Raw genomic sequence first — 12,241 nt, 5'->3', positions numbered from 1 at the left:
CGGTCGGAGGCGCGCGCGCCCCAGCAAACCCCGCATCGGGTTTAGCCCCCCTGCTCAGCACCGCCCGATCGGTGGTTCTTGCTGGTGCCCCCCTTGTCCAAACATGGCCCAGCCATACCATTCTGCCCGGTCGGAGCGCCGGAGGTGGAGCTTTCGGCGAGTTTCGGACGGACTGGTCTGGTCAGCGACCAGACCAGCCCGTCCGAGGGTTCCGGGATCAGGCCCGGACCGACTCCTCGTCGCCGAGCTCGGCCAGGTCCTCCTCGAGCGGACGACCGACGAGGTGCGCGCGCTCGAGCTTCTCGCCCTCGATGTCGACGTTCGGCAGGATCCGGTCGAGCCACTTCGGCAGCCACCAGGCCTTCTCGCCCATCAGGTACATCAGCGCCGGGATCAGCGTCATCCGGACCAGGAAGGCGTCGAAGAAGACGGCCACGGCCAGGGCGAAGCCGATCGAGCGGATGATCGGCTCGTCGATGAGGATGAAGGCGGAGAACACCGCGATCATGATCGCGGCGGCCGCCGTGACCACCCGGGCGCTGTTGCGGAAGCCGTCGACGACGGCCTCACGGGTCGACATGCCGTGGACATGCGCCTCGCGCATCCGGGTCACCAGGAATACCTGGTAGTCCATCGCGAGGCCGAACACCAGCCCGATCAGGAAGATCGGCATGAAGCTGACGATCGGCTGACCCTCCATCAGCCCGAAGGCGCCCTCCTGGAAGACGGCAACCGTCGCGCCGAGGGTGGCCAGCACCGAGAGCAGGAAGCCGAGTGTGGCGGTGAGCGGCACGAGGATCGAGCGGAAGACGATCATCAGCAGGATGAACGCCAGTCCGATCACGACGGCGAGGTAGATCGGCAGTGCCCGGCTCAGTCGGTCCGAGACGTCGGTGGTGATGGCGGTCAAGCCGGTCACGCCGGTGGTGGTCCCGGTCTCCTCCTCGATCTGGGCCTGCCCGTCGCGCAGGTCGGTGAGCAGATCATCGGTCGCGGTGTCCTCGGGCCCGGTCTCCGGCGTGATCAGCACCTGGGCGCCGGTGCCATCCTCGTTGGTTCCGATCAGCTGTGCGTTGCGGACGTTCTCCTGCCCGGCGGCCCAGGCCACGATGTCTCCGTACGCCGTCGCGCGCGCCTCGGCATCGGGCAGGTCCCGGCCATCGACCACGACGATCATCGGCGCGTCGCGACCGGGCCCGAAGGAGTCGGCGATCAGGTCGGACGCTTTGCGCTGAGTGGTCTCTGTCGACGCCGTGCTGTCGGTGGGGAAGGCGAGATGCAGGTTGCTCAACGGCAGCGCGAGGGCGCCGAGGACGATCACCGTCAGGACGACGGCGGTGACCGGGCGCCGGCCGATGAGCCGGGCCCAGCGGGCCCCGTTGTTCACGACGAGGCCGTTGGTGTCGCGCTTGGGCCGGAACCGTCGGACGGTGCCGCCGAAGGCGCGCTTCTTCAGGAGCCCGAGGATTGCCGGCAGCAGGGTCAGCGCGACCAGGACGGCGATCAGCACCGTGGCGCCGGCAGCAAGGCCCATCGAGGTGAGGAACGGAATCTGGACCAGTGCCAGGGCCGAGAGGGCGATGAGCACGGTGAGGCCTGCGAAGACGACCGCCGAGCCCGCCGTACCGACGGCGATGCCGACGGCCTCCTCCCGGTCGTCGGTGTGGTGCAGCTCGGCGCGGTAGCGCGCCAGGATGAAGAGCGCGTAGTCGATGCCGACCGCGAGCCCGATCATGGTCGCGAGCATCGGGGTGGTGGTGCCGATGTCGAAGAAGGCGGTGCTGGCGGTGATGCCGGTGATGCCGAGACCGACCCCGACCAGCGCGGTGACGATCGGCAGCCCGGCGGCCATGAGGGAACCGAAGGTCAGCACGAGCACCAGCAACGCGATGGCGATGCCGATCAGCTCGGAGGTGCCGTTGATCTCGATCATGCCGACCGAGCCGGCGCCGTTGGCCTCGACCGTGAGGCCGTCCTGGCTCGAGTCCGACATCACGTCACCAAGGGCCTCGATCGTGGTCGGCTCGACGTCGGCGATCGTCTCCACGTCGAAGTCCCACGTGATGGTGCCGACCCGGCCGTCCTCGGAGAGGGGGGACAGGGCTTGTGCGTTGTCCCGTGCGACCTCGACGTCCCCGCCAGCCTGGCGGGCGCCGTCGACCAGCGCCTGCTGCTGCTCGCCTGCGGCCGTGACTGGGTCGACCAGCGCGGTGTCGGGCATCTGCGGCAGGCCCTCGAGGCCGGCGATCAGGGCCTGGACCTGCTCGGCGTACGCCGGCTCGTCCAGGGTGTGGCCCGCGGGCGCTGCCACGACGACCTTGACGCTGGCCTGGTCGAACGCGTCGACAGAGTCGGGGAACAGTTCGGCTTGCATGTCGGCGGCCTTCTCCGACGGGATGCCGGGGATGGAGAAGGCGTCAGTCATCGGCTTCGACATCGTCCCGGCGAAGATGCCGACGGCGAGGAAGGCCACCAGCCAGGCGGCGATGAAGTATGGCCAGCGCCGGTAGGCGGTCTTGCCGAGGCGGTGAAGCAGGGTTGCCATGGGTGGGCTCCTGGGTCGGTGGGTGAGTGGTGGGGTCAGGCGAAGAAGTCGCGGGCGTACTGGAGCTGGTCGACGAAGATCTCGTCGAGCGTCCGGGTCTCTGCGTCGTCGAGGAGGTCGCCGAGGGAGCAGTCGAAGAGCGCGACGAACAGGCGCAGGATGAGCCGCGCTCGCGCCGGCGTGAAGTCGGCGCCCTCGCGCTCGACGAGCAGCGCGGTGAACTCCTCGGTGATGCTCTCGAACCGCTCGTGGGCGGCCGCGAGGAGTCGAGGGTTGGCGGTCATGACGCGGCGGGTGAGCTCCACCGTGTCGCGGTCGGCCTGCTTGCCGGTGAGCGCCGCGCGGGCTAGCTCGGCGAGGTCGTCTGCCAGGTTGCCGTGCGGTCCGCCGGCGATGAAGGTCGCCAGCACCGACGGGGAGATCTCGGGATGCTCGCCGAGCACGGCGTCGAGCTTGCTCGGGAAGTAGTTGAAGAGCGTGCGGCGCGAGACCTCCGCGGCGTCGGCGAGATCCTCCATCGTGAAGCCGTCCAGACCGTTCTCGTCGGTGAGCACCTTGGCGCACCGCGTGATGCGGAGACTGGTGTCCCAGCGCTTCTGCTCGCGCAAGCTGATTGCACTCTCGATCATGAAGTGCATTCTTGCACTATTATTCAACGAGTGCAAAAATGTGGCGGTCGTCACACCGCCTCAGGCGCGGCGATGGCAGGTATCGGGCCGTCGACTTGCCGGTAACCGACGGGCGGGGGGAGGGTCAGGGTATGGCCGCCACCACCTCGTCGTACTCGATCACCATGCGCCTGCACACCGCGCCCGACCACGGCATCGTCGGAGCGGTGGCGACCGCGATCGCGCAGGCCGGCGGCATCGTCACCGCGATCGACGTGGCGGAGTCCAGCCACGAGCGCCTGGTGGTCGACGTGACCTGCTCGGCCAGCGACGCCGACCACGCCAAGCTGGTCGAGGCGGCGGTCGACGCGGTCGACGGCGTGAAGGTCTACAAGACCAGCGACCGCACCTTCCTGCTGCACCTCGGCGGCAAGATCGAGGTCGCCTCCAAGGTCCCGCTGCGCAACCGGGACGACCTGTCGATGGCCTACACGCCGGGTGTCGGGCGGGTCAGCATGGCGATCGCCGAGCACCCCGAGGACGTCTGGCGGCTCACGACCAAGGGCAACACCGTCGCCGTCGTCACCGACGGGTCAGCGGTGCTCGGGCTCGGCAACATCGGGCCGGGTGCCGCCATGCCGGTGATGGAGGGCAAGGCCGCGCTGTTCAAGCGGTTCGCGGGCATCGACGCCTGGCCGATCTGCCTGGACACCCAGGACACCGACGAGATCGTGCGCGCGGTCGAGCTGATCGCTCCCGGGTTCGGCGGCATCAACCTCGAGGACATCGCGGCTCCCCGGTGCTTCGAGATCGAGCGCCGGCTGCGCGAGTCGCTCGACATCCCGGTCTTCCACGACGACCAGCACGGTACGGCGATCGTGGTGCTCGCCGCCCTGACCAACGCGCTGAGGGTGGTGAAGAAGGAGCTCGGCGCGGTCCGGGTCGTCGTGTCCGGTGGTGGTGCGGCGGGCACCGCGATCGTCACCCTCCTGATCGCCGCCGGGGTCACGGACGTCGTGGTCGTCGACCGTGCCGGCGCGCTCTCGTCCGACGACGACACGCTCTCGCCCGTGCACAGTGAGCTGGCCGCCGTCACCAACCCGCGGCGGGTGACCGGCGACCTCCACACCGTCCTGGCCGGCGCCGACGTCTTCATCGGAGTGAGCGCCCCCGGCGTGCTGAAGCCGGAGTGGATCCAGGAGATGGCGCCGGACGCGGTGGTGTTCGCCCTCGCCAACCCCGACCCCGAGGTCGACCCGGCCGAGGCGGACAAGTACGCCGCGGTTGTGGCGAGCGGCCGGTCGGACTACCCGAACCAGATCAACAACGTGCTGGCCTTCCCAGGCGTCTTCCGGGGACTACTCGACGCCCGCGCGTCGCAGGTGACCATCGACATGCTGCTGCGCTCGGCCCAGGCGATCGCACACGTGGTGAAGGACGACGAGCTCAACCCGAACTTCATCATCCCGTCCGTCTTCCACCCCGACGTGCCGAAGGCGGTCGCGGCTGCCATCCTCGGGGACTCGTAGTGGGCCGGTCTGAGTGACCGCGGTTTCACCGGTGCACCGGTGAAACCGTCACTTACCGGCCGATGCAACGCCTGAGAAGTGACAGCGCTGCCTGAGAAGTCCCGTCCCCGGTTGCGTGATCAACCCCGGTAGAGCTCGGCGCGAATGAGCGCCGCAGTTGCAGCCGGCCTCCCGAGGTCGGACCAGTCGAGACGGATGCACCGCCATCCGGTCAGGTCGCAGATCCGGCGCTCGCGCTTCTTCTCGGCGATCACGACATCAGACGCACGCTGACCTGGTTTCAGGTACTTCTCGTACTTCACCTTGCCGTCGAACTCGAGGGAGACGCCGAACTCGGGCCAGGCGAAGTCGACCCGGTGGATGACGTCACCGTGCTCGTCCCGGATCTCGTACTGCGGAATGGGCGCGGGCAGGCCGGCACTGAGCATGAGGTGGACAGCACGGCTCTCGCCGACAGTCTCGACCCGCGCATCCGCGCGGTGGAGGACTAGGCCGGTTCGCAGTGAGTTCGGCCAGCGCTCCATGACGGCGTACCGATCCATCAGCTCGTCCTTGGTCGTCATGCCGCAATGCAAGAAGTGATTGACGACGACGAGTCCTGCCTCGGCAGAGGTGACAGTGGTGACCTCGAGCGCTAGGCGGGCCGGCGTCATCACCAACATTCCGTGGCGCTCGACGACATCGCCGTCACGGAGCCTGCCGCAGTGCTGGTGTACGCCGGCCTCGTGGCGTCCTGCCTTGCCGTCGAGTCGCGTGAGGTGGACGTCCGACAGATCGAGGCCCCAGGTCGGTGCGTCGTACTCAGGTACGCCGGACACATGGGACAGGACGACGTCGGTCCGCGCTTGCTGAAACGCGGCACGCGCCTTCAGTCCGTGACGGCCCGCGGCGTCCAGTTGGTCGTAGTTCTTCTTGTCCGAGTAGCCGCCTGGGCGCACCTTGACGAGGACGCCGTCGGCGACGAGCTGCCTGATCGTCCGATCGTTGTGACCGTTGGCGACAAGGGTCTTGCGCAGGTAGACCGGAGCGTTGCGCGGGTCGTCAGGCGGTCGCTCGGCAGGGATCATCATGTGCGAGCCCCTGCCCGGGCTTCCTGGGGTCGACGCCTCTGAGTTTGCGCCCTGTGGAGAACGGGCGATTACGCCTGCTTGGTGACTTCTCAGGCGGAACCGTCACTTCCCGGGCAACGCGATGCCTGAGAAGTGACGGTTTCCCCGGTGCACCGGGGAAACCGACGGCCCGCGGGGCGCTCGACCCGCCGCGTCCACCAGAACCGGTCACCGAGCAGCACCGCGTTGTCGGCGTTGCCGGCCTCGATCGGGATGGCCGTGAAGGCGGCGGTGCCCGGCTCGTCGACCAGCCACGCTGCGGCGGTGCTGTCGGCGTGGTCGGGCAGCAGGTCACGCGCGTCGCCCTGCGCGAGGCGATCGAGAAGGGCGGCCGGCTGCGCCACGTGATCGCCCGCCGCGCCGGCCTCTCCGAGAGCGACCTGGTCGCGATGGTAGCACCTGATGCGCGAGCCGCTCGGCCCCGGTGAGCTGGCGCGCATCCTCGACGTCACCACCGCGGCGTCGACCGGTCTGGTGGACCGGTTGGCCCAACGCGGGCACGTGCAGCGCCAGCCTCACGGGCAGGACCGGCGGCGTACGCAGATCGAGGTCACCGAGTCCGGCCGCGAGGACGTGCTCGCGCACCTGCTGCCGATGTTCGTCGCGCTGGACCGGATGGACGGCTCGTTCACGGCCGATGAGCGGGCCGTCGTGGAGCGCTACCTCCGCGGAGCGATCGCGGCGTTCGAGGACCTCGAGGCTGGCTGAGCCGGCAGGCCTGCCCACCAGGTCTCGACCCGCCGGTCGCGACTTCGTTCCTCAGCCGCCGCCCTCGCTCGCGTAGAGCGCGGCGCCGACGACCCCGGCCTTGTTGCGCAGCTTGGCTGGGATGATCTCGGTGTCGATGTCGAGCAGCGGCAGGAACTGGTCGGACTCCTTGCTCACCCCGCCGCCGACCACGAAGAGGTCGGGCGAGAAGAGCTTCTCGAGCGTCCGGTAGTACTTCGTGAGCCGCTTCGCCCAGTGCTCCCAGGACAGGTCTTCGCGGGTACGGGCGCTGTTGGCCGCCCGCGACTCGGCGTCGTGGCCGTCGATCTCGAGGTGGCCGAGCTCGGAGTTCGGGACGAGTACGCCGTCGCTGACCAGCGCCGAGCCGATGCCGGTGCCGAGCGTGGTGACGATGACCAGACCGGTGCGGCCCTTCGCTGCGCCGTACCGCACCTCGGCGAGGCCGGCCGCGTCGGCGTCGTTGACGACGTGCACGTCGCGCCCGGTCGCCTCGGTGAAGAGCTTGTCGGCGTCCGTACCGATCCAGCCCTTGTCGATGTTGGCGGCGGAGTGCACCACCCCGTGGCGTACGACGCCCGGGACGGTCACGCCGACAGCGCCCGTGCAGTCGGGGAACTTGGCGAGCAGGTCGACGAAGATCTCCGCGATCGCCTCGGGAGTGGACTTCTCCGGGGTGCGGATCCGCTCCCGCTCGGCGGCGAAGTCGCCGGTGTCGAGGTCGACAGGTGCTCCCTTGATGCCGGTGCCGCCGAAGTCGATGCCGAAGGGTTGTGCGCTGGCCATGGGACCAACCTACGGGCCAAGACCTGTCTCTACACTCACGGCATGGCCGGCCAGGAGACCCGCATGCTGCTGCTGGGTGCGGTCGCGCTGTTCGAGCCGGTCAACGGCTACCAGATCCGGCGCGAGCTGCTCTCGTGGCAGGTCGACCGCTGGGCGCACACCAACCCGGGCTCGATCTACCACGGCCTGACCACCCTCACCGGCCAGGGACACCTGCGCCGCCACGACCTCGTCGACGCCGGCCGTGAGGTGGCGGTCTACGAGCTCACCGATCTGGGTCGGACAGAGCTGCGGCGGCTGATGATCGAGGCGCTCGAGACCGTGAACCCGTACGAGCGCAGCGGCTTCACAGTTGCGTTCTCGATGTTGCCGCTGCTCGACCGCGGCGAGGTGCAGCGGAGCCTGATCAAGCGCCGGGTCGAGCTCGAGCGCACCGTCGCCGAGTTCGGCAACGCGAAGCCCGGGGTGGCGCCGCCCCACGCGACCCGCTCGATGCTGCTCTGGCTCGACCTCGCGGTCGCGGAGCTCGCCTGGCTCCGGGAGACCATCGAGGAGGTCAAGAGCGGTGAGCTCGCCTTCGCCCCGGGCGACAACGGCTGGACGCCGCCCGCCGACGACCCGGGCTGGCAGATGAACGCCGACCGGGAGCGCTATCGGTCGTTGCTCGACCGCTGAGGCGTCAGCCCTTCTTCGCCGCAGCCTTCTCCGTACTCGTCTTCTTTGCGGGCGCGCGCTTGCGGGCAGTCCGCTTGGGCGTGACCCGGACCCGCGGCTGGCCGCCATCGGGGTGGTCGAGGTCGAGGTAGTCCTGCTTGCCGACCAGCACGCTGAGGCGGGAGAAGCCGTAGTGGCGGGGGTCGAACGACGCATGCGCCTTGCCCAGGTAGGTGCCGACCGCGCCCAGTGGCGACCAGCCGTCCTCCTGAGCCGTGCTGCGTACGGCGGCCTCCATGATCGTGCGCAGGTCGGGCAGCGAGTCGCCCTCGGTGTCGGCGTCCGGGCCCGGCTCGTCGTCGGAGTCGTCCTGGTCGCGCAGCACTTCCAGGAAGATGAACTTGTCGCACGCCGCCTGCAGGGAAGCGGGCGTCTTGCGCTGACCGAGGCCGTAGACGGTCTTGCCCGACTCGCGCAGCCGGGTCGCGAGCCGGGTGAAGTCGCTGTCGCTGGAGACGAGCGCGAAGGCCTCGAGGTTGGCGGAGTAGAGCAGGTCCATCGCGTCGATGATGAGCGCGGAGTCCGTGGAGTTCTTGCCGACGGTGTTGGCGAACTGCTGGATCGGCTGGATCGCGTGCCGCGCCAGCTCGCCTTTCCACCCGGTCAACTGCTGGGTCGTCCAGTCGCCGTACGCCCGCTTGACGGTGGGTATGCCGTACCGGGCGAGCTCGGCGAGCAGCGCCGAGGAGTGGGAGGAGGAGACGTTGTCGGCGTCGATGAGCACGGCGAGGCGGACGGTCGGGGACTCGGTCACGCCCTCACTCCTACACCCTCCACCATCATGGGGCCAGTAATCCAGATGCCCCTCCCCGAGCGAAGTGTCACGCTCGACGTGTGCCCACCCAGCTCCCCCCGACCCGTCACCTGGAGGGTCTCCGCAGCGCGATGGTCGCGTTCGTGCGGTACGCCGATCGCGCCGGCCCGGTCGCGCCGGTGCCGACCTGCCCGGGGTGGACGGTGCGCGACCTGGTCGCCCATCTCGGGGCGGCACACCGCTCGACGGCCGCGATGTTGCGTGGGGAGAGCGAGCCTGTCGTCGAGCCCTTGGTCGGCGACCCGATGGAGTGGCTGCGCGACGGGGCGATCGAGCTGGTGGAGGCGATCACCCGGGCGCCGGAGGAGTTCTGGGCCCGGCGCGCATGCCACCAGACGACCCTGCGCGCGGTCGACGCGCTGGCCGCGGTCTTCGGGCGGCCGCCCGAAGCGGTCGAGACCTGGATCGCGACCGACATCGCGGTCGACGGCATCGACGAGGTGCTGACCGGGTTCGCGACCCGGCCGACGTCGCGGTTGCGGTGCGACGAGGAGTCCGTGCTGGTGGCCGCACCCGACGACGTACCCGACTGGTGGCTGGTCCGGGTCGGCCCGCGTCCCGCGGTCGCGCAGCGCGGGGACGGCCCCCGCCCGGAGGTGCCGGCCGCGGACTGGGAGATCGGGGGCACGGCGGTGAGTCTCTACCTCGCGCTCTGGGGCCGCACCGCCCGACCGATGAGTCGCGGCGGCTGGCCCGGTCCTCCTGGGGTCGGCTTGACGTCGGCTATTCAATGTTGAACACTTAGTCGTCACAACTGTTCAAGTTTGAACATAGGAGACCACATGATCACCGCACGAGGACTCGTGCAGACGTTCCACACGGGGCGCGGCAAGAACGCCAAGGAGGTCCACGCCGTCGACGGCGTCGACCTCGACGTCGCGGAGGGTGAGGTCGTCGGCTTCCTCGGCCCCAACGGTGCGGGCAAGACCACGACGCTGCGGATGCTGACGACGCTGATCAAGCCGACGGCGGGCACGGCCACGGTCGCCGGCTACGACGTCGTCAAGGAGTCGGTGCAGGTGCGCCGCAGCATCGGCTACGTCTCGCAGGTCGGCTCGACCTTCTCGGGGGCGTACGCCGGGGACGAGGTCGTCGACCACGGAATGCTCTACGGCATGTCGCGGGGCGACGCCGTACGCCGGGGGCAGGAGCTGTTCGAGCAGCTCCAGCTGGACGGCCTCTGGAAGCGGATGCCCAAGAACATGTCGGGCGGGCAGAAGCGCCGACTCGACGTGGTGATGGGGCTGATCCACGACCCGACGCTGGTCTTCCTCGACGAGCCGACGACCGGGCTGGACCCGCAGGCGCGGGCCAACCTCTGGGACCACATCGAGGGGCTGCGATCGCGCTTCGGCGCCACCGTCTTCCTGACGACGCACTACCTGGACGAGGCGGACGCGCTCGCAGACCGGATCGTGATCATCGACCAGGGCAGGATCGTCGCCTCCGACACTGCAGACAACCTCAAGGCCCAGGTCTCCGGCGACCTGGTGGTCCTCGAGGTGACCGCGGACCAGGTCACCCTGGCCGCCGAGCGGCTCGGCTCGATCGCCGACGGCGTCGAGACCGACGGTCGGCGGGTGCGCGGCCGGGTGCAGCGCGCGGGTCGCGCCGTACCCGGGCTGCTCCGGGACCTGGGCTCCGCCGGGGTCGAGCTGGACTCCATCGAGGTGCTCCGGCCGACGCTCGACGACGTGTTCCTGACCCTGACCGGCCGGTCGCTGCGCGACGCCGAGGCGGGCGAGAGCACGGACGAGACCGAAATCGAGACCGAGGAGGTGGCCTGATGGCCTTCGTGCGCGAGAGCAACATCGTCTTCCAGCGACAGATCCGGATGAACCTGCGCAACCCCGCCTGGGTGCTGATCGGGATCATGCAGCCGGTCCTCTACCTGGTGCTGTTCGGCCCACTGCTCAAGCCGCTGGTCGCCTCGTTCGACACCGGCAGTGACAACGCCTACACGTTCCTGGTGCCGGGTCTGCTGGTGCAGCTGGGCATGTTCGGGGCGTTCTTCGCGGGCTTCGGCCTGATCGGCGAGTGGCGCGAGGGCGTGATCGAGGCCGAGCGGGTGACGCCGGCCAACCGGTCGGCGCTGCTGGTCGGCCGGCTGATGCGCGACGTGATCCAGCTCTTCGTCCAGGCGTTGATCCTGGTGGCTCTCGGCTACCTCATGGGCATGCGCGGCGACGCGGTCGGCATCGTGTTCGGGGTCGCCCTCACGCTGCTGATCGGCGGCGCCTGCGCCGCGGCTTCCAACGCGCTGGCCCTGACGACCAAGAGCGAGGACGTGATGGCGCCGGTCATCAACATCGTGATGATGCCGGTCCTGCTGCTCAGCGGGATCCTGCTGCCGATGACGCTCGGCCCGGAGTGGCTGCAGTCCCTCAGCGACTTCATGCCCTTCAAGTGGATCGTGGACGCCGTCCGCGACGGGTTCGCCGGTGACCTCGCCTCCTCGGCCGTGCTCTGGGGCACGGTGTGGGCAGTGGTCCTCGCCGCGCTCGGCACCTGGTGGGGTACGGCGACCTTCCGCCGCGAGAACGCCTGACTAGGTTGGGCGGATGACCACACCTGCCCTGGAGCTGCGCGACGTCACCTTCATCCGCGACGGCCGCCCGCTGCTCGCCGACATCGACCTCGAGATCGGGTACGGCGAGCAGTGGGCGCTGATCGGGCCCAACGGCGCCGGCAAGAGCACGCTGCTCAACCTCTGCGGTGCGGTGACCTTCCCCAGTCGGGGCTGGGTGCGCGTCCTCGGCAGCCGGCTCGGCGAGATCGACCTGCGCGAGCTGCGGCGCTCGATCGGCAACGTGTCCCCCCGGCACCCGCTGCGCTCCGACCTCACCGTCGAGGACATCGTGCTGACCGGGATCACCGGGTCCATCGAGCGGGTGCCGCGCTGGGAGCCGACGGCCGACGAGCTCGACCGGGCGCACCTGATGATGAAGACGATGGGCGTCGACGTGCCGACCTCGCCGCACTGGCACACGATGTCGCAGGGCGAGCGTGGCAGGACCCTGATCGCCCGGGCCCTGATGACCGACCCACCCCTGTTGCTTCTGGACGAGCCGAGCACCGGGCTCGACGTGGCCGCGCGCGAGCAGATGATCCGCACCCTCGACGAGCTGCCGGCGTCGATCCCCGGGCTGACGACGGTGATGGTGACCCACCACTTCGAGGAGCTGCCACCCTCGACGACCCACGCGGCTCTGCTGCGCGGCGGCCGATTGGTCGCGGCCGGACCGGTCGACGACGTACTCACCACCGAGCTCGTGTCCGCATGCTTCGACCACCCGATCCGGATCACCCGCGACGCCGGGCGGTGGCACGCCCGGGCCTGACTTTACATTTGTGGATCGCTTGTCAAGTTGGTTGACATTCCTTATGGTTTTGTCAACCACCACAGGAGG

General features: G+C 69.4%; 13 protein-coding genes. 7 read left to right on the top strand and 6 right to left on the bottom strand.

Features of this window, described 5'->3' with window-relative positions:
* Positions 1-217: 217 nt before the first annotated feature.
* Positions 218-2,545 (bottom strand): MMPL family transporter, encoded by a 2,328-nt coding sequence (locus ABEA33_RS17680; protein ID WP_345528228.1) that lies wholly within the window; start codon positions 2,543-2,545, stop codon positions 218-220.
* Between the two features lie 35 nt (positions 2,546-2,580).
* Entirely contained in the window at positions 2,581-3,174 is a 594-nt protein-coding gene (locus ABEA33_RS17675) for a TetR/AcrR family transcriptional regulator (RefSeq protein WP_345528227.1), read from the bottom strand.
* Between the two features lie 131 nt (positions 3,175-3,305).
* On the opposite strand from ABEA33_RS17675, the gene ABEA33_RS17670 reads away from it, so the two are divergent.
* Positions 3,306-4,682, top strand: a complete 1,377-nt coding sequence (locus tag ABEA33_RS17670) for an NAD-dependent malic enzyme (protein ID WP_345528226.1) — start codon at positions 3,306-3,308, stop codon at positions 4,680-4,682.
* A 119-nt stretch (positions 4,683-4,801) separates the two neighbouring features.
* Here ABEA33_RS17670 and ABEA33_RS17665 read toward each other — a convergent pair whose 3' ends face one another.
* Together ABEA33_RS17665 and ABEA33_RS17660 are read right to left on the bottom strand one after the other, a co-directional pair.
* Positions 4,802-5,752 carry a hypothetical protein gene (locus ABEA33_RS17665; protein WP_345528225.1) on the bottom strand — a complete coding sequence of 317 codons (951 nt, stop codon included), beginning with the start codon at positions 5,750-5,752 and terminating at the stop codon, positions 4,802-4,804.
* 89 nt (positions 5,753-5,841) lie between these two features.
* A complete protein-coding gene (locus tag ABEA33_RS17660; protein WP_345528224.1) occupies positions 5,842-6,135 on the bottom strand; it encodes a hypothetical protein in 294 nt (97 codons plus the stop codon).
* Between the two features lie 58 nt (positions 6,136-6,193).
* Between ABEA33_RS17660 and ABEA33_RS17655 the strand changes: the two genes are divergently transcribed.
* Positions 6,194-6,499 carry a MarR family transcriptional regulator gene (locus ABEA33_RS17655; protein ID WP_345528223.1) on the top strand — a complete coding sequence of 102 codons (306 nt, stop codon included), beginning with the start codon at positions 6,194-6,196 and terminating at the stop codon, positions 6,497-6,499.
* Positions 6,500-6,550: 51 nt separating this feature from the next.
* Here the strand turns inward: ABEA33_RS17655 and ppgK are convergent, their stop codons facing one another.
* Complete coding sequence (gene ppgK / locus ABEA33_RS17650; RefSeq protein WP_345528222.1) at positions 6,551-7,303, bottom strand: polyphosphate--glucose phosphotransferase; 753 nt, start codon at positions 7,301-7,303, stop codon at positions 6,551-6,553.
* A 42-nt stretch (positions 7,304-7,345) separates the two neighbouring features.
* Here ppgK and ABEA33_RS17645 point away from each other — a divergent pair, with 42 nt between their 5' ends.
* Positions 7,346-7,978 carry a PadR family transcriptional regulator gene (locus ABEA33_RS17645; protein WP_345528221.1) on the top strand — a complete coding sequence of 211 codons (633 nt, stop codon included), beginning with the start codon at positions 7,346-7,348 and terminating at the stop codon, positions 7,976-7,978.
* A gap of 4 nt (positions 7,979-7,982) precedes the next feature.
* Here the strand turns inward: ABEA33_RS17645 and ABEA33_RS17640 are convergent, their stop codons facing one another.
* Positions 7,983-8,771 carry an NYN domain-containing protein gene (locus ABEA33_RS17640; RefSeq protein WP_345528220.1) on the bottom strand — a complete coding sequence of 263 codons (789 nt, stop codon included), beginning with the start codon at positions 8,769-8,771 and terminating at the stop codon, positions 7,983-7,985.
* An 80-nt stretch (positions 8,772-8,851) separates the two neighbouring features.
* Here ABEA33_RS17640 and ABEA33_RS17635 point away from each other — a divergent pair, with 80 nt between their 5' ends.
* The 4 genes from ABEA33_RS17635 to ABEA33_RS17620 are packed head-to-tail and all read left to right on the top strand — an operon-like array spanning position 8,852 to position 12,172.
* Entirely contained in the window at positions 8,852-9,568 is a 717-nt protein-coding gene (locus ABEA33_RS17635) for a maleylpyruvate isomerase N-terminal domain-containing protein (RefSeq protein WP_345528219.1), read from the top strand.
* 45 nt (positions 9,569-9,613) lie between these two features.
* Complete coding sequence (locus tag ABEA33_RS17630; RefSeq protein WP_345528218.1) at positions 9,614-10,618, top strand: ATP-binding cassette domain-containing protein; 1,005 nt, start codon at positions 9,614-9,616, stop codon at positions 10,616-10,618.
* Positions 10,618-11,379, top strand: a complete 762-nt coding sequence (locus ABEA33_RS17625) for an ABC transporter permease (RefSeq protein ID WP_345528217.1) — start codon at positions 10,618-10,620, stop codon at positions 11,377-11,379. The genes ABEA33_RS17630 and ABEA33_RS17625 overlap by 1 nt, the downstream gene beginning before the upstream one ends.
* Before the next feature lie 13 nt (positions 11,380-11,392).
* The gene (locus tag ABEA33_RS17620) at positions 11,393-12,172 is read left to right on the top strand and encodes an ABC transporter ATP-binding protein (protein ID WP_345528216.1); all 780 of its coding nucleotides are present in this window, start codon (positions 11,393-11,395) and stop codon (positions 12,170-12,172) included.
* The last annotated feature ends 69 nt before the right edge of the window (positions 12,173-12,241 follow it).

This window comes from Nocardioides endophyticus, from assembly GCF_039543845.1.
Taxonomy (GTDB): domain Bacteria; phylum Actinomycetota; class Actinomycetes; order Propionibacteriales; family Nocardioidaceae; genus Nocardioides; species Nocardioides endophyticus.
Note: the sequence above shows the minus strand (reverse complement) of the source record. Positions and strands in the feature narration are given on the sequence as shown.

Bases quoted from the DNA above. Each gene is read 5' to 3' on its own strand.
- ABEA33_RS17680 (WP_345528228.1), bottom strand. From the start codon at position 2,545: ATGGCAACCCTGCTTCACCGCCTCGGCAAGACCGCCTACCGGCGCTGG.
- ABEA33_RS17675 (WP_345528227.1), bottom strand. From the start codon at position 3,174: ATGATCGAGAGTGCAATCAGCTTGCGCGAGCAGAAGCGCTGGGACACC.
- ABEA33_RS17670 (WP_345528226.1), top strand. From the start codon at position 3,306: ATGGCCGCCACCACCTCGTCGTACTCGATCACCATGCGCCTGCACACC.
- ABEA33_RS17665 (WP_345528225.1), bottom strand. From the start codon at position 5,752: ATGATGATCCCTGCCGAGCGACCGCCTGACGACCCGCGCAACGCTCCG.
- ABEA33_RS17655 (WP_345528223.1), top strand. From the start codon at position 6,194: ATGCGCGAGCCGCTCGGCCCCGGTGAGCTGGCGCGCATCCTCGACGTC.
- ppgK (WP_345528222.1), bottom strand. From the start codon at position 7,303: ATGGCCAGCGCACAACCCTTCGGCATCGACTTCGGCGGCACCGGCATC.
- ABEA33_RS17645 (WP_345528221.1), top strand. From the start codon at position 7,346: ATGGCCGGCCAGGAGACCCGCATGCTGCTGCTGGGTGCGGTCGCGCTG.
- ABEA33_RS17630 (WP_345528218.1), top strand. From the start codon at position 9,614: ATGATCACCGCACGAGGACTCGTGCAGACGTTCCACACGGGGCGCGGC.
- ABEA33_RS17625 (WP_345528217.1), top strand. From the start codon at position 10,618: ATGGCCTTCGTGCGCGAGAGCAACATCGTCTTCCAGCGACAGATCCGG.
- ABEA33_RS17620 (WP_345528216.1), top strand. From the start codon at position 11,393: ATGACCACACCTGCCCTGGAGCTGCGCGACGTCACCTTCATCCGCGAC.